This is a genomic window from Brevundimonas sp. TSRC1-1, assembly GCF_049898245.1.
Lineage (GTDB): Bacteria > Pseudomonadota > Alphaproteobacteria > Caulobacterales > Caulobacteraceae > Brevundimonas > Brevundimonas mediterranea_A.
This window is the reverse complement of sequence record NZ_JAFCXI010000002.1, coordinates 30,688-47,264: the sequence shown is the minus strand read 5'-3', so window position 1 is coordinate 47,264 and position 16,577 is coordinate 30,688. Positions and strand designations below refer to the sequence as shown.

12 protein-coding genes are annotated in these 16,577 nt (G+C 66.2%); 7 read left to right on the top strand and 5 right to left on the bottom strand.

Annotated elements, in window-relative coordinates:
• Nucleotides 1-18: 18 nt before the first annotated feature.
• Nucleotides 19-228, bottom strand: coding sequence for a flagellar basal body rod C-terminal domain-containing protein (locus ACP7CK_RS06205; protein WP_035306812.1), 210 nt, complete (start codon nucleotides 226-228; stop codon nucleotides 19-21).
• Between the two features lie 148 nt (nucleotides 229-376).
• Here ACP7CK_RS06205 and ACP7CK_RS06200 point away from each other — a divergent pair, with 148 nt between their 5' ends.
• The 4 genes from ACP7CK_RS06200 (at nucleotide 377) to ACP7CK_RS06185 (ending at nucleotide 4,547) form a co-directional block, all read left to right on the top strand.
• The gene (locus tag ACP7CK_RS06200) at nucleotides 377-1,138 is read left to right on the top strand and encodes an SDR family NAD(P)-dependent oxidoreductase (RefSeq protein WP_372705849.1); all 762 of its coding nucleotides are present in this window, start codon (nucleotides 377-379) and stop codon (nucleotides 1,136-1,138) included.
• 162 nt (nucleotides 1,139-1,300) lie between these two features.
• A complete protein-coding gene (locus tag ACP7CK_RS06195) occupies nucleotides 1,301-3,205 on the top strand; it encodes a DEAD/DEAH box helicase (protein WP_426025455.1) in 1,905 nt (634 codons plus the stop codon).
• A 38-nt stretch (nucleotides 3,206-3,243) separates the two neighbouring features.
• Nucleotides 3,244-3,567, top strand: coding sequence for an Mpo1-like protein (locus tag ACP7CK_RS06190; protein ID WP_008260771.1), 324 nt, complete (start codon nucleotides 3,244-3,246; stop codon nucleotides 3,565-3,567).
• Nucleotides 3,568-3,656: 89 nt separating this feature from the next.
• Nucleotides 3,657-4,547, top strand: coding sequence for a hypothetical protein (locus ACP7CK_RS06185; protein ID WP_426025454.1), 891 nt, complete (start codon nucleotides 3,657-3,659; stop codon nucleotides 4,545-4,547).
• A 74-nt stretch (nucleotides 4,548-4,621) separates the two neighbouring features.
• Here ACP7CK_RS06185 and ACP7CK_RS06180 read toward each other — a convergent pair whose 3' ends face one another.
• The 3 genes from ACP7CK_RS06180 to ACP7CK_RS06170 all read right to left on the bottom strand — a co-directional run bounded on the left by ACP7CK_RS06180 (nucleotide 4,622) and on the right by ACP7CK_RS06170 (nucleotide 7,729).
• Entirely contained in the window at nucleotides 4,622-5,191 is a 570-nt protein-coding gene (locus ACP7CK_RS06180) for a 3D domain-containing protein (RefSeq protein WP_426025453.1), read from the bottom strand.
• Between the two features lie 155 nt (nucleotides 5,192-5,346).
• Nucleotides 5,347-6,363 (bottom strand): tRNA dihydrouridine(20/20a) synthase DusA, encoded by a 1,017-nt coding sequence (gene dusA / locus ACP7CK_RS06175; protein WP_426025452.1) that lies wholly within the window; start codon nucleotides 6,361-6,363, stop codon nucleotides 5,347-5,349.
• 262 nt (nucleotides 6,364-6,625) lie between these two features.
• Entirely contained in the window at nucleotides 6,626-7,729 is a 1,104-nt protein-coding gene (locus tag ACP7CK_RS06170; protein WP_008263268.1) for a glycoside hydrolase family 5 protein, read from the bottom strand.
• Between the two features lie 260 nt (nucleotides 7,730-7,989).
• Here ACP7CK_RS06170 and ACP7CK_RS06165 point away from each other — a divergent pair, with 260 nt between their 5' ends.
• Together ACP7CK_RS06165 and ACP7CK_RS06160 are read left to right on the top strand one after the other, a co-directional pair.
• Complete coding sequence (locus tag ACP7CK_RS06165) at nucleotides 7,990-9,048, top strand: LacI family DNA-binding transcriptional regulator (RefSeq protein WP_008259295.1); 1,059 nt, start codon at nucleotides 7,990-7,992, stop codon at nucleotides 9,046-9,048.
• Nucleotides 9,049-9,298: 250 nt separating this feature from the next.
• A complete protein-coding gene (locus ACP7CK_RS06160) occupies nucleotides 9,299-11,806 on the top strand; it encodes a glycoside hydrolase family 3 protein (protein WP_426025451.1) in 2,508 nt (835 codons plus the stop codon).
• Nucleotide 11,807: 1 nt separating this feature from the next.
• Here ACP7CK_RS06160 and ACP7CK_RS06155 read toward each other — a convergent pair whose 3' ends face one another.
• A complete protein-coding gene (locus ACP7CK_RS06155) occupies nucleotides 11,808-13,334 on the bottom strand; it encodes a tryptophan halogenase family protein (RefSeq protein ID WP_426025450.1) in 1,527 nt (508 codons plus the stop codon).
• Between the two features lie 130 nt (nucleotides 13,335-13,464).
• On the opposite strand from ACP7CK_RS06155, the gene ACP7CK_RS06150 reads away from it, so the two are divergent.
• A complete protein-coding gene (locus ACP7CK_RS06150; RefSeq protein ID WP_426025449.1) occupies nucleotides 13,465-16,530 on the top strand; it encodes a TonB-dependent receptor in 3,066 nt (1,021 codons plus the stop codon).
• Nucleotides 16,531-16,577: the final 47 nt, after the last annotated feature.

Below are 16,577 nucleotides of genomic sequence, written 5' to 3'. Positions count from 1 at the left end.
GACCGCCGCCGGCGACCGTCAGGCCAGCATGTCCAGCAGGGTTCCGCTCATGTCGTCGGCGGTGCGGATCACGGCGGCGTTGGCGGTAAAGGCGGTCTTGGCCTGAATACGCTCGACCGCCTCGACGGCGAGGTTGTCGAGAGGCGCGGTCGCGGTGCGACGCGCACTGGCTACGAAGCGGGACTGGGCGTTCATCATTCCGCCGGCGGCGATGGGCATAACCTGCATCACGGTCTCCTTCAGCCCTGCAGTCTGAAGGCTCTCCGTCAACGCCCGGGAAACAAACAGGGTGAACGACGAAATCTCGCGGATCGGGTTTCATCCCGGCCCGGCGCCTCCATATCCGGTGTCCTGTCTATTGAAGGAGACCCTCGCCATGGAACTGAAGGATCAAGCCCTGATCGTCACGGGCGGAGCCAGCGGCATCGGGCGAGCGGCCTGTCTGGCCCTGGCCGAGAAGGGGGCGAACCTGATCGTCGCCGACTTCAACCTGGACGGCGCCGAGGCCGTGGCGAAAGAGGTCGGGGCCCTGACACAGGACCGCGGCGGCAAGGCCTTCGCCTACAAGGTCGATGTCTCCAAGGCGGAGGAGGTCGAAGCCCTGGTCGAGTTCGCGGTCGAGAAACTGGGCACGCTGAACGGCATGTTCAACAATGCGGGCATTGGCCTGGTGAAGCCCTTCCTGGAGATGGACCCCGCCTCTTATCTGAAGGTGATCGAGGTCGATCAGCACAGCGTCTATTACGGCCTGTACTACGGGGCCAAGAAGATGGTCGCGCTGGGCGCCAAGGGCGCCTTCGTGAACACGGCCTCGATCTATGGCTCCATCGCCGCGCGCGGCAGCTTCAACTATAACGCCGCCAAGGCCGCCGTGGTGTCGATGAGCCGATCAGGCGCGCTGGAACTGGCCGAATACGGCATCCGGGTCGTCGGCGTGGCGCCGGGCTTCATCGACACCCCGATCCTGGGCGACGACCCGGCGGCCAAGGCCCCCCTGGCCGCCCAGCATATGCATAATCGACTGATTCAGCCCGAAAAGGTCGCCAGCGTGGTGGCCTTCCTGTTCAGCGACGCGGCCTCGGCCATCAATGGCTCGACGGTGGCTGTGGACGACGGTTTCCTGTCGTTCAAGGTCTGATCCGGGGTCGTTCTTGAGCGGGGCGTCGTGGTGAACGGCGTTTTTCGCCCCGCTCGCGCCTTTATCCGTGTATAGAGCGGCATTACTCGCCCGGCCTGAGGACTGTCCTCGGCCGGGCGCGGTCGTTTCGATGACCGCCTTGTCCGTTGTCCCAGGTAGCCGATGCCCTTTCCCGCCGTCCATCCCGCGCTCGACCGCGCTCTCGTCAACAAGGGCTATGCCGAGCCGACCCCGGTTCAGGCCGCTGTCCTGGAAGGCGAATACGCCGAACGCGACCTGCTGGTCTCGGCCCAGACCGGTTCGGGCAAGACGGTCGCCTTTGGTCTGGCCGCGGCCCCGACCCTGCTGGGCGACAAGCCGATCTTCGGTCCGGGCGGCGCCCCCCTGTGCCTGGCCATCGCCCCGACGCGGGAACTGGCCATGCAGGTCGCGGCCGAGCTGCAATGGCTGTACGCCGACTCCGGCGCCAAGATCGCCACCTGCGTCGGCGGCATGGACGCGCGTCGTGAAGCGCGCGCCCTGGGCTTCGGCGTCCATATCGTCGTCGGCACGCCCGGCCGCCTGAAGGACCACATCGACCGGGGCAACCTGGACCTGTCCGAGCTGAAGGTCGCCGTCCTGGACGAGGCCGACGAGATGCTGGACATGGGCTTCCGCGAGGACCTGGAGTTCATCCTCGACCATGCGCCGGCCGAACGCCGCACCCTGCTGTTCTCGGCCACCATCGCGCGCGAGATCGTCACCCTGGCCAAGCGCTACCAGAAGGACGCGGTGCGCATCGACGCGACGGACAAGTCGCGTCAGCACGCCGACATCGAATACCGCGCCTATCGCATCGCCCCCAACGAGATCGAACACGCAGTGGTCAACACCCTGCGCTGGTACGAGGCGCCGCGCGCCATGGTGTTCTGCTCGACGCGGGATTCCGTGCGCCACCTCCAGGCCTCGCTGCTGGAGCGCGGCTTCTCCACCGTCAGCCTGTCGGGCGAGATGGGCCAGCGCGAACGCACCGACGCGCTTCAGGCGCTGCGTGACGGGCGGGCTCGTGTCTGCGTCGCCACCGACGTGGCCGCGCGCGGTCTGGACCTGCCCGACCTGGGCCTGGTCATCCACGCCGAGTTGCCGATGAACCGCGCCGGCCTGCTGCACCGTTCGGGCCGGACGGGCCGGGCGGGCAAGAAGGGCGTGTCCGTGATGCTGGTGCCGCACTCGCGCCGCCGCAAGGCCGAGCGTCTGATGGACGAGGCCGGCATCGACGCCGTCTGGTCCGGCGCCCCGACCTTCGACGAAATCAGGAAGGCCGATGAAGGCCGTCTGCTGTCGCCCGAGTTCTTCGAGGCCGACGTGTCCGACGAGGACATGATCGTCGCCAAGCGGATGATCGCCGAACGCACGCCCGACGAGATCGCCGCCGCCCTGGTGCGTCTGCTGCGCAAGGAGCAGCCTGCGCCGGAAGAACTGTCTGATCCGGGCTCGGATCGCAGCCCCGTCAAGCGCGAGCGCACCGTGCGCAACGAAGACGGCACGGCCGCCCAGCCCTGGCCGGGCGACCGCCTGGGCGCGGACGATGTGGTCTGGTTCCGCCTGGACGTGGGCCGCAACAAGAACGCCGACCCCAAATGGCTGATCCCGCTGATCTGCCGCATCGGCGGCATCTCCAAGCCCCAGATCGGCGCCATCCGCACCTTCCCGGAAGAGACCCGGTTCGAGATCGCCAAGACCCATGAAAAGGCCTTCCGCGAGGCCGTCGCCGCCTCGAACGACGAGGTCAAGATCACGGCGTCGGAAGCCCCGACCCCCGGCTCGATGAAGGCGGGCAAGTTCGCCGGCGCCGGCAAGCCGCGTCGTGAAGACGGCGACCGCCCGTTCAAGAAGACGCCGTACAAGCGCGCCGACAGCGGCGAGGGCGACGCCCGCCCGCCGTTCAAGAAGAAACCCTGGGCGCCCAAGGCCGACGCCGGCGGCGAGAACCCGCGCTCGAACGCGGCCGGCGACAAGCCGTTCGCCAAGAAGCCGTTCAAGGCCAAGCCGGGCTTCAAGAAGGCCGGATTCAAGCCCAAGGCCTAGGGCTTGCCTGATCATGGGCGGAGGCGCACCCTCCGCCCATGAACGCGCCGCCCGAACCCCAGGGTCGATACGCCTCGTTCGAGGCCTTCTATCCCTATTACATCCACGAACATTCCAACCGGACCTGCCGGCGGATCCATGTGGTCGGCACCGGTCTGGTGATTCTGGCCTTCGTCGGCTTCCTGCTGACGCTGAATCCCTGGTGGCTGCTGGCCATGCCGCTGATCGGCTACGGCTTCGCCTGGGTCGGGCATTTCTTCTTCGAGAAGAACCGCCCCGCGACCTTCCAGTATCCGCTGTGGAGCCTGATGGGCGACTTCCGCCTGTTCTTCGAGACCGTCACGGGCAGGCGTCGTTTTTAGCGATCCCTGAGATTTGAAGCTGTGCCGTGGCCGGGAAGCGGATATGTTCGCTCCGCGGCGGGAGGCCGCAGGGCAGGGACATCGACCCCATGAAGATCATCGCCATCGTCGCTGGCGCCGCGCTCGCGTTCGCGCCCGGCGTCAGCCTCGCACAGAAGAGCGGCGCCAAGCCGGACTTCACCCTCGATCCGAACTATGGCGAGGTCACGCTGGAGACCGGCTTCACGCCGGATCCCTGGACCAAGTCCATTCTGGCCGGCGGCTCCGTGCCCGCCTCGGCCGCCCAGTCGGGATGCGAGGGGTCGGTCAGCGCCGCGCCGGATCTGCAGCTGAACTTCGAGGCCGGCGATCTGGATCTGACCGTCCGCGCGGTCGCGTCCGAGGACACGACGCTTCTGGTCAATACGCCCAGCGGACAGTGGCTGTGCGACGACGACAGCGGCGGCGACCTGAATCCGAAGGTGCTGATCTCGAACCCGCAAAGCGGGCGGTACGACATCTGGCTGGGCACCTATAACGACGGGATGGTCCAGTCGACGCTGGAGATCAGCGAACTGGGCGGGTCGGAGACGAGCGCCGCAGGGGCGCCGGATGCGGACCTGGAGCCCAATTTCGGCTCGGTGAGGCTGCGTTCGGGCTTCACGCCCGATCCCCATGAGAAGGCGATCCTGGCGGGCGGGTCGATCCCGGCCTCTGCGGCCAAGTCGGGGTGCGAGGGCAAGGTCAGCGCGGCGGCGGACTATCAGGTCTTCTTCGAGCCCGGCGATCTGGACCTGACCTTCCTGGTCGAGGCGTCCGAGGACACCACGCTTCTGATCAATACGCCGAACGGACGCTGGTATTGCGATGACGACAGCGGCGGCGGCGTGAACCCCAAGGTCCTGATCACTAATCCCCAGGCCGGACGCTATGACGTCTGGGTCGGGACCTATGGCGACGACATGGTGCAGTCGACGCTGAAGGTCAGCGAACTGGAATAGGGTCAGCCCGAACCGCAGACACGAAGACGCCGGCGGCCGCGAGGCGCGCCGGCGTTTTTCGTCGCGGCTGCGATTTAGTTGGAGGCGTTTTCCCAGGCCGGGGGGCAGCCGTCGAAACGGCCCGCGTCGGCGATGGTCAGGGTCTGCATGTTCAGGCGACGGGCCTGGGCCATCGAGCTCCGGCCATGACCGGTGTAGAGATCGATCTTCTGGCCCTTGATCGCGCCGCCGGTGTCGGAGGCGTACCAGTAGCCGTCGTGGATCGAACCGTCGGCCAGGCGCAGGCCGACCGTCTCGCGGATGAACAGTTTGGTGCGGCGGGGAATGACGCGCGGATCGACCGCGACGGTGCGCATGGCGATGGGGCGGCAACCCAGGGAATCATTGCCCGTCGCCCCGCCGCCGCCTGCGTGATAGAGGCGGGCCGAAGCGCGCCAGTCCGGATCGCCGGCCATCAGCTCGGCCTGGGCGGCGTCCAGATCGGAGGCGATTTCGGGCGAGGCGTCGGTGGAACCGATCTCGGGCGCCGGGGTTTCAACCCTGGCTGCATCCGCCGCGACAGCGACATTGTAGGGGACCGGTCCGCTCGAAAGCGAGGACATGGCGGCCCACATCATGGCGAAGGCAGCGGAAGCGCCGATCATCCGGTTTGCTCATTGAAGCGCCGGCTCCCAACGCCGCCGGCGCCCGGTTTGTCGCGTTAACTTGTGGCTAGAAAGGGGCGCGGCGCTCCATGGGGTCGCCCCAGCGCGCCGCCGAGTTTCCAACTACAGGAAAACACGACGCCTTTTATCGACCTTCAGGCGGCCTCTTCGCGACGCGCCTCGGCCTCGCGCACCGCCTCTGCGGCCCTGTCCAGCACCTCAAGCCCCGCGTCCGCCCGGATCGACTCGACCGTCAGGATGCGGCGGAAGGCCCGCGCGCCGGGACGGCCGTGCATAAGGCCCAGCATATGCCGGGTGATGGCGGGCAGGCGCACCCCCTCCTCAAGCCGGGCGGCGATATAGGGCCGGTAGCGGTCGAGGGCCGCGAAGGCGTCCACGTCCGCCGTGTCGGCGTCATACAGTCGGCGGTCGGCCTGACCCAGGATGGCCGGCTCGTGATAAGCCGCGCGGCCCAGCATGACGCCGTCCAGGCGCACCCCGTCCGTCTCGGCCAGATGGGCCTCGGCCTCGTCCAGATTGGCGATCCCGCCGTTGATGGAGATGTTCAGATGCGGCCGTTCGCGCTTGAGCCGGCGCACCAGATCATAATCCAGCGGCGGCACGTCCCGGTTTTCCTTGGGCGACAGACCCTGCAGCCAGGCCTTGCGCGCATGGACGATGAAGACCTCGATCCCCACGGCGGCGCAGGCGTCCACCGTGGCGAACAGGCTGACCTCCGGCTCCTGATCATCGACGCCGATCCGGCATTTGACCGTGGCCGGGATCGACACCGCCGATCGGATCGCCGCCATACAGTCGGCCACCAGCTCCGGCTCGCGCATCAGGCAGGCGCCGAACTTGCCGGACTGGACCCGATCCGACGGACAGCCGACGTTCAGATTGATCTCGTCATACTCATAGGCCTCGCCCACCTTGGCCGCCTCGGCCAGTTCCATCGGGTTTGAACCGCCCAGTTGCAGGGCGACCGGATGCTCGACCGCATCGAAGCCCAGCAGATAATCCCGATCGCCATGCAGGACGGCCGGCGCAGTGACCATCTCCGTATAGAGCAGGGCGCGCGCCGTCAGGACGCGATGGAAGGCCCGGCAATGACGGTCGGTCCAGTCCATCATCGGGGCTACGGACAGTCGACGTGATTGATTTATCGACATTTTGTGTGGTTTCAGGTGGTCTGAGATGTTGGTCGCCGACGCTTCTACGCGTTTTTTCGACGGTTTGGCCTCTTAACGACCTCTCACTGCACTCTCTTTGCACCCGAAAAATGGCTTCGATCCGCACATAGAAGTCCCTTCGGCGGCGCGTTCACGTCGGTGCAAAGGTGAGTTCATCGCCCTTCACATCGACGATGAATCCGTTGGGAAGGCGCGCGCCGCTCAACGGTCGCGCCGCTGGGGACGCTCTAGGCGCCTAGGATCATGCGCAATCCGCGTTGAAACGGTCGGATCCCGTCCAGCGACACTGGCCGTCGATGCAGTCGATGAGATTGCTGCTGAAGGCCTCCTTCTCATGGTCGTAGAGCTGGAACCAGCCTCCATCGTCCCACACCGCGGTAGGCATGCCGAGCGGGGCCGCGTGGTGCGCGTTGAACCGGGCGTACCACAGCCGGATGTTGTTGCAGTCCATGGCGGCCAATCGGCTGTGCCAGCCGACGCCCCATTCGCCGATGAACACGGGCATGCCTTGTCCGGTCGAGCCTGCCCACTCTGCCATGACCTGCATCGGTCCGTGAATGTCGGCTTCGGTCCAGGGATCGGCGTAGTCGCCCTGATTGTCGCCGTTGAAGGTCCAGGGATTATAGTGATGGAAGGTCGCCATCAGGTAGGGGTCTCGCCCTCCGCCGACCTCCTCGAGATCGGGCCAAGTCTTGGCCATTTCGTCGGCGCCGAACCACTGATTTCCGCCGATGAGGATCACACGTTCGGGGTCGTTCGCCCGGATTCGCCTGTAGGCGCGCCCGGTCATTTCCCTCAGACGGTCCGCAGGCATCGCGTCGTGATTGCTGAAATGGGGCTCGTTGAGGATTTCGAAGACCAGCCTGTGGTCCCGGTCGCGGTACAGGCTGGCGATATCCGACCAGAGTCGCTCGAGGACGTCGGCGCGCATGCCGTCCTTCAGCCGGGTTTCGTGGTGAGCGTTGATCACGACGTAGAGGCCGGGTTTGGCGAGCGCGTAGTCGATGACCGCTGTCAGCGCCGCAAGTCGTTCGGCGTCCCGATCAATGGCGCCGGTGTCCGGGTCCGCCAGGGTCCCGCCGTCGACGACTTCCGTCCAGGTCACGGGGATCCGGACGACGCGGAAGCCGCGGTCATAGTAGGCGTCGATCTTGCCCCGGGCGGCCTCCAGCGTCGGCGGGTGTTGGCCGGCGTCGAACATCTGGCCCAGATTGAATCCCTTGCCCATCTCATCCGCCGCTCGGCGAGCGGTAGGCGCCTGCGACGATGCGGACGCGAGCGCCGGACCACTGATCGCAAGAATGACGAGGCAGCACGCCATCACGGCCGCGATGAAACAGATCACCTGTGAAGCAGGACTTGGGCGGGACATCGGTATCCATTCGCGAAAGATCGTCGATACGTATCAAACAGCTTTGACAGCGCTGTCGTCAACAATTTGGACTCCGCCCCCCTAAATCGTCGGCCACGGGAACGATCCGGCGATGCGATCGCGGCGGACGCCCGAGAGCGGTTGCGAAAGGGGCCGTCTCGGGATTAGGGATGCGGTGACGCCCGAGCGCAGTGATCTGTCTGGTCAGGGAGGCTCGCGCGATGGGGAGCGGCATGGCGAGAGCCACCATCTATGACGTGGCCGCCGCAGCGGGCGCCTCGATCAAGTCCGTGTCTCGGGTCCTGAACGGCGAGGCCAACGTCACCCCCGGTCTGCGCGATCGTGTGATGGCTGCGGTCGAGAGTCTGGGTTATCGGCGCAGTCTGTCGGCCCGCAGCCTCGCGGGCGCCTCCTCATCGATCATCGCGGCGCTGGTGGACGCCGAGCTGACGATCGAGCATTGGCGGAGCGGCCGGGGCAATGATTACCTCAGCCGGCTCGAAATGGGCGCCCTTATGGAGGTGCGACGCACAGACCATCACCTGATGATCGAACTGGTGGATTATGCGTCCGAAAGCCTCGGCAGGGATCTTTCGGCCCTGCTGACCTCCATCCGACCTCAAGGGGTCATCCTGACGCCGCCGAACTCGGATCACCCCGTTGTGCTGGATGTGCTCGACGAAGCCGGCGTCGCCTATGCGCGCATCGGACCCGAGCGTGACCTCCAGCGGGGGGTCTGCATCGCCATGGATGAGCGGCAGGCGGCCTACGACATGACGGCGCACCTTATCGCCTTGGGCCACCGTCGGATCGGTTTCGTCACCGGCCCCGTCGCCTATGTCGCCAGCCGGCGTCGTCTCGACGGCTTTCTGTCCGCGATGGCGGACAACGGCCTGTCCGTCGCGGACGGCGCAGTCGCGTACGGCGATTTCACCTTCCAGTCCGGCGTCTCGGCGATCAACGCCTTCCTGGGCGCCGGCCTCGGGCTGACCGCGATCTTCGCCAGCAACGACGACACCGCGCTCGGCGTGCTGCAGGGCGCTGCGGCGCGTGGCGTTCGGGCGCCTGAGGATATCTCCGTGGCCGGGTTCGACGATACGCCGGCCGCCATGTTCGGTACGACGGCGCTGACCACCATCCGCCAGCCCGTTTCCGAGATGGCCGCAATCGCGGCGCGGCATTTGATGCCGGTGATCTCGGGTGTCCAGGACGAGGCGCTGAAGCAGTCCCTGGAGGGATGCCTGATCGTTCCCTACGAACTTATCGTGCGGAGATCGACGGGCGCGGCCTAGGCTGGGGAGATTCCTGCGCGAGCGGAGCGCCACATATCCATCCTCGTCTTGACAGCGCTGTCAAATCCGTGGACCCTTTCTTCGAGACGGACGAGAGCGCCGGGGAGACCTCTGGATTCAGCCGACCTCCCTCAAGCGGTGGTGCGTATGATCCGCGCCGATCGATGTCTCAACCGAAAACCTTGAAGCCTGTTGCGCGGCAATCCTGTTGGGCTCGCGGCGGGCGCTCTCTTCCTCTGTGGGCCTCACCATGCGCAACGCCGCCTCCCTGATCACGCTTGTCCTTGCGGTTCCTATGCTCGCCTGCAGCCCACTGGCGGCCTTGGCTCAGGAAAAGAATGCAGTCGCCCTTGAGGCGCACGCCGATCCCGCGCTCTGGCCGCACGCGGCGTCGCCCGCCGCCATGACCGACGCGGCGACTGAGGCCTTTGTCGCCGATCTGCTGGGGCGGATGACGGTCGAGGAGAAGGTCGGTCAGATGATCCAGGCCGACATTGCTTCCATCAAGCCGGAGGACCTGCTGATCTATCCGCTGGGGTCGATCCTGGCGGGAGGGAACTCTTCCCCGGGGGGCGACGAGCGCGCCTCGGCCGGGAAATGGGTCGAACTGGCGCAGGCGTTCCGGGCGGCCAACGCCCAACGCAAGGGCACGGTCGTACCCTTGATTTACGGCATCGACGCCGTTCATGGGCATAACAATGTCGTCGGCGCCACCATCTTTCCGCACAATATCGGCCTGGGTGCGGCGCGGGATCCGGACCTGATCCGCCGGATCGGCCAGGCCACGGCGCTGGAAGTCGCCGTGACCGGCGCGGACTGGACCTTCGGGCCGACCCTGGCCGTGCCGCGCGATGATCGCTGGGGGCGGGCCTATGAGGGCTACGCGGAAAATCCGGAAGTTCAGCGCGCCTATGCGGCGCCGATGACGCTGGGTCTGCAGGGCGATCTTTCCGCAGACCGGCCCCTGGCTGCGGGCCATATCGCCGGGTCGGCCAAGCATTTCCTGGCCGACGGCGGCACCTTCGAGGGCAAGGACCAGGGCGATTTCCAGGGGCATGAGCGGGAGATGATCGACGTCCATCTCGGCGGCTATCCCCAGGCCATCGACGCCGGCGTCCTGTCGATCATGGCCAGCTTCTCCAGCTGGAACGGCGTCAAACACTCCGGCAACGAGACGATCCTGACCGACGTCCTGCGCGGGCCGCTGGGCTTTGACGGCTTCGTCGTGTCCGACTGGAACGCTCATGGGCAACTGCCCGGCTGTTCGAACGAGAGCTGCGCCCTGGCCGTCAACGCCGGCATCGACATGCTTATGGCGCCGGATAGCTGGAAGCCTCTGTATCAGAACACCCTGGCCCAGGTGCGGTCCGGCGAGATTCCGACGGCGCGTCTGGACGAGGCCGTGCGGCGCATTCTTCGGGTCAAGGTCAAGACCGGCCTGTTCAGCGACGAACGCCCTATGGAAGGCCGTTTGAACGAGCTCGGCTCCCCGGCCCACCGCGCCATCGCCCGCGAGGCGGTGCGCAAGTCGCTGGTGCTGCTGAAGAACGAAGGCGCCGTCCTGCCGATCCGCTCGGGTGCGCGGGTCCTGGTCGCCGGCCATGCCGACGACATCGGCCAGGCTTCGGGCGGCTGGACCCTGACCTGGCAGGGGACCGGGAACACCAACGCCGACTTCCCCAACGGTCAGTCGATCTGGGGCGGTATCCAGGAGGCGGTCGCCGCCGGCGGCGGTCAGGCGACGCTCAGCCCTGACGGCGCCTTCACCCAAAAGCCAGACGTGGCGATCGTCGTCTTCGGCGAGACCCCCTATGCCGAGTTCCAGGGCGACGTCGACACGCTGGACTTCCTGCCGATCGAACCGCTGGAGACGCTGAAGCGCCTGAAAGCAGCGGGGATTCCCACCGTCTCGGTCTTCCTGTCCGGGCGGCCGATGTGGACCAATCCGGAGATCAACGCCTCGGACGCCTTCGTGGCCGCCTGGCTGCCGGGGACGGAAGGCGGGGGCGTAGCCGACGTCCTGATCGGAGATGCCGCGGGCAAGCCGCGCACCGACTTCAACGGCAAGCTGTCGTTCAGCTGGCCCAAGGACGCGAGGGGCGAGCCCTTGAATGTCGGCCAGCCCGGCTATGATCCCCAGTTCGCCTATGGCTACGGCCTGACCTATGCGCAGGGCGGTCGGGTCGGCGTCTTGTCGGAAGAGAGCGGCGTCGTGGGCGAGATCGGCAGTGTCGACCGCTACTTCGTCGACGGCCGCTATGTCGCGCCCTGGGCCTTGATGCTTGCGGACGCCGGCGGCCAGAACAAGCCTGGTTCTGTACAGGCGGCGACCAGCCCGCGAGACGCCGTTTCGGTCCGCCCCGTCGATGACCTGGCGCAGGAGAGCGGCCAGCAGTTTGCCTTTTCCGGCGCCGGCGCGGGCAGCGCCAAGATTTGGGGCACGCCGATCGATGTCAGCCGTCAGGCCAACGGCGAGATGGCCCTGTCCTTCCGCTACCGGGTGGACGCCGCACCTGCTTCTTCGGTCGCGCTGTCTGTCGGCCAGGGGCGCGTGGACATGTCCGCAATCCTCGGCGCTGCGCCCCTGGGCGAATGGCGCAGCCTCAAGGTTCGCCTGAGTTGCTTCCGTGACGCCGGCGCGGATCTGACCGCCGTCGATACCCCGTTCCAGATCGAGACCGCCGGCGCCCTGACCCTGTCGGTGTCCGAAATCCGTCTGGCGGCCAATGAAGGCGACGCGATCTGCCCGGCCGGCTAGATCAGGCGGAGGGCTGACAACAGCGTGCGATGAAGGCCTCGTGGGTCGGCATCGCCTCGGCCGTCTTTCGGATAATGCCGCGCAGACCTGCGAGCTTGCGGGCCATGGCGGCGTAGGGAACGCCGTCGGCGAGCGGGTCGTGATCTTGCGGCAGGATATGCTGGCCGGTGAAGACCGCGACCCAGCTCGCCTCGCTGAAGAGTTCGTCGCCGTCGCGCATGAAGCGTCCGCCGGCCCTGAAAAGCGCGATGCGGCGCTCGAGGGACTCGGGCGCGTCCATGGCTGCGACATGCCGCCAGAAGTCCGTGTCGTCTCGCTGGGTCGCCTTGTAATGCAGGATGATGAAGTCCCGCACCTGCTCGAACTGGGTCTGGGACAGGCGGTTGAATTGGTCGATCAGGACGGGATCGAACCGCCGGGTCGGGAACAGGGCCATCAGCCTTGATATCCCGCTCTGGATCAGATGGATGCTGGTGGATTCCAGCGGCTCGAGAAAGCCCGATGACAGGCCCAGGGAGACGCAGTTCCTGACCCACTGGCGACGGCGGCGTCCTGTCGTGAAACGCAGGGGGCGCGGCTCTGCGAGCGGCTCGCCCTCTAGCCCGGCGAGCAGTGACGCCCGGGCGTCCTCGTCGGTCGTAAACGCGCTCGCGTAGACATGACCGTTGCCGGTGCGCTGCTGGAGCGGGATGCGCCAGCGCCAGCCGGCGCGATCCGCAGTGGCGCGGGTGAAGGGGGTAAGCGGGCCCGTATTGGCTGAAGGAACGGCCAGGGCGCGATCACAGGGCAGCCAATGGCTCCAGTCCTCGTATCCGGCGGCGAGCGCCTCCTCGATCAGGAGGCCCCGGAAGCCGCTGCAGTCGATGAACAGGTCCGCGTCCAGTCGCCGGCCGTCCGCAAGGCGGACCGACTCGATGAAGCCGTCGGAATCCCGAAGACTGACGCCGACGACCTTGCCTTCGACACGCTCCACGCCGCGCGCTTCGGAGAAGCGACGCAGGAAGCCAGCGTAAAGGGCCGCGTCGAAATGATAGGCGTGCCGCAGGCTGGCCAGCACCGTCCGGGGATCGCTGCTGGCGGGCGTGAAGCGTCCCAGGCGTGCGGCGACGGCCGAAAGGCAATAGTCCTCAATGGGGGTCGGGTCGCCGCCCTGCGCCTGTCGCAGCCAGTGTTGGTGGAACTTCAGCCCTTCCATATCCATCCCGACCTCGCCGAACGGATGCATGTAGCGATCGCCCTGTCGGCCCCAATCGACGAATTCGATGCCGAGCTTGAACGTGCCCTGGGTCGCCTTGATGAAGCTCGCTTCGTCGATGCCGAGCATGGCGTTGAAGGTGACAAGAGGAGGAATGGTGGCTTCCCCGACGCCGACCGATCCGATCTCCTCGGACTCGATCAGACGAACACGAATTCCGGCCGGCAGACGCGTCATTGCGGCTGCGGTCATCCATCCCGCCGTGCCGCCGCCGACGATCAGAACCTCACGTATTGCGTCCGGATGGAGCGGCGCGGAGGCGGGCAGTGTCATGGGCGTCTTTCGGTTTTGGGCAGGTCAGGACGTGTTGATTACATTGACGATACAGAGGGCTCATGCTAGTCGCTTTCATTGACAGCGCTGTCAGCGCGTCCAAAAAAACATGTCTCTTAGGGGGAGTTCAATGATCCAGACCACCACGGCGACGCCTGTCGTCCTGCATTCTCGTCGGCTGATGCATGGCGCCTCGGCGCTCGCTTTCGGCGCGCTGCTGCTGGCCGGGCCGGCCGTGGCCCAAACCGCCGCTCCCGCCGCTGACGCCAGCGCGGACCAGGACGTCACGGTGTCCGACGGAACGGCCCAGGAAATCGAAGAGGTCGTCGTCACGGGGATACGCGCCAGCTTGCGCAGCGCGCAGCGCATCAAGGAAAGCTCGGACGTCTTCGTCGACGCCGTGACGGCCGATGACATCGGCGCCCTTCCGGACCGCTCGGTGACCGAAGCTCTGCAACGGGTGCCCGGGGTTTCGATCAACCGTTTCGCGGGGGCGAACGACCCGGACCACTTCTCGGTCGAAGGATCGGGCGTGGTGATCCGCGGCCTCAACTTCGTGCGATCGGAACTGAACGGACGCGACACCTTCTCGGCCAACAACGGCCGGGACCTTTCGTTCGCCGACGTGCCCTCCGAGCTTCTGGGCAGCGTCGAGGTCTTCAAGAACACGTCCGCCGAGATGATTGAGGGCGGCATCGGCGGCACCGTCAATCTCAACACAAGAAAGCCCTTTGACGCGCCCGGCAGCATGGTGGCCTTCACCACCGAGGTCAGCTGGGGCGACATGCGCAACAATCTGGCGCCGACCGTTTCGCTGCTCGCCAGCGATCGCTGGGAAACGCCGATGGGCGAGTTCGGCCTGCTGCTGAGCGGGGTTCATTCGGAACTCGATTCCCGCGCCGAGGGCCTGCAATCCCTCAACTATCGTCTGTCGACCGTGGACGGCGAGGACCGCTGGACGCCGTCGGGCCTGGCGTTCCGCACCCAGGAGTTCGACCGCCGTCGCGACGGCATCGCCGCAGCCGGCCAATGGCGCTCCAATGATCGCAAGATGATCGCCACGCTCCAGTATCTGCGCTCGGATTCACAGCAGGCCTGGCTCGAGAGCGCCATCGAGTCCGTCGTTGACGATTCCGGCAACCGCCGGCCCTTCGCCGGAACCAACTGGACCTACAACGAGGATGGGATATTCACCGGCGGCGCGATCACTTCGATCGCCGACTGGCGTTCGGCCGATCCCTCCGTGCCGCTGAACGGGATTCAGCACCTGTTCGTGAAACGGGGCGTGGTCCAGGATTATGTGACGAGCGACTACGGCTTCAACTTCAAGTGGACGCCGACGGACCGCCTGCGCCTCAACTTCGACGCCCAGTATGTCGACTCGACCGTGGACGCGGTCGATTTCCAGCTGACGAACTCCTTCTTCGCCGTCGATGTTCTCGATCTGACGGGCGACCTTCCGTCGCTCAGCCTGCTGGCGCCCGATGGCAGCCCGATCGATCCTTACCTGGCGGATCCGGCCAACTATTTCTGGCGCAACGCCATGGATCACATCGAGCAAAGCGAAGGGGACGAATACGCCTTCAAGGCCGATGCCGAATATGATCTGGACGCGGGCTGGCTTGAATCGGTCAAGGTCGGCGGCCGGTTCGCCGAACGCGACCAGACCACCCGCAACTCCGCCTACAATTGGGGGGTGACGTCGGAGATCTGGAACGGCGCGACCGGTCCGGTCTGGCTCGATCAGGGCGATGTCGCGACGCCGCGCTTCACCGGCGGCCTCGACCATGCTTCGCCCTACAGCTTCGCCGGCATGGGCGTTCCCGTGACCGCCTTCGGCTATGCGGGCAACCCGGCCCGCTCCTATGCCGAGACCACTGCGTTCGTCCAGTCGATGAACGCCATCTGGGGCGGCAACGGCTGGGTTCCTCTGGCGGCCCGATCCAATGTCGTGCCCGGCACGCCGTTCACGCCCGGCGAGATCAACTCGACCAACGAGCAAACCGCCGCCGCCTATCTGATGGTCAAGTTCAACAACGGCGCCGAGCCGGTGTGGGGGCAGAGCATCGCGATCACCGGCAACCTGGGTGTCCGCTATGTGGAGACCAAGATTTCGGCGGAAGGCGCGCTGAGTTTCCCCACGGCGAACCAGGTCTTCAGCGGGACCTGCGCTGCGCCGGTCGGCGGCGGCGAACTGCCGGCCTTCTGCAAGCTGACGCCGGAACAGCAGGCCGCCGCCCTGGCCTTCGCCACCGGCGCCTCGATCCCCGAGACGGCGGAACACAGCTACGGCAACTGGCTTCCCAGCCTGAACGTCAAGTTCGGCCTGACGCCGGAGTTCCTGATGCGCTTCGGCTATTCGGAAGCGATCCGCCGGTCCGACCTGGGCTTGACCCGCGATCAGGTGCCGATCCTGCCGCGCGTCGTGGACAATGATTTCCTCGGCTTTGAAGCGCAGGCGGGCAATACCTTCCTTGACCCGATCAAGTCGCGCCAGTTCGACCTGTCGGGCGAATGGTATTTCGCGCCGACCGGATCCCTGACCCTGTCGCTGTTCCACAAGACCCTGGAAGACGTGATCACCAACGGCTTCTACGAGCGCTCGGTGACCAACAACGGTCAGACCTTCGACGTCTATGTCCGGGGACCGATGAACAGCTCGGACGAAGGGACCGTCCAGGGTCTGGAACTGGCCTACCAGCAGTTCTACGACTTCCTGCCTGGCTGGCTGTCGGGCTTCGGCATACAGGCCAACTACACCTATATCGACAGCTCGGGGGTCCCGCAGGAGAACCTTGACGCGGGTAAAGCCAATCCCGGCGGCAGCGAGACGGCGATCGACACCAGCCAACTCTCTCTGGAAGGCTTGTCGCAGCACAACGCCAACTTCACGGCCATCTACGAGAACGCCAAGATCTCGGCGCGCCTGGCCTACAGCTGGCGCTCGGAGTTCCTGCTGACGACGCGCGACGAGATCGTTCCCTTCTCGCCGATCATGTCCGATGCGACCGGCCAGCTGGACGGCTCGCTGTTCTATTCGATCAACGATCGGATCAAGGTCGGCGTCCAGGCCGTGAACCTGACGAACGAAACGACCAAGACCCTTCAGGTGCTGGACAACAGTCTGCAGGAGGCGCCGCGGTCGTGGTTCCGCAATGACCGTCGCTTCTCCTTCGTCGTCCGCGGGACTTTCTAAAGCCTCTCCCCGATCGCTTCCTGAGCGAACCTGGCGCGCCGTCTCCG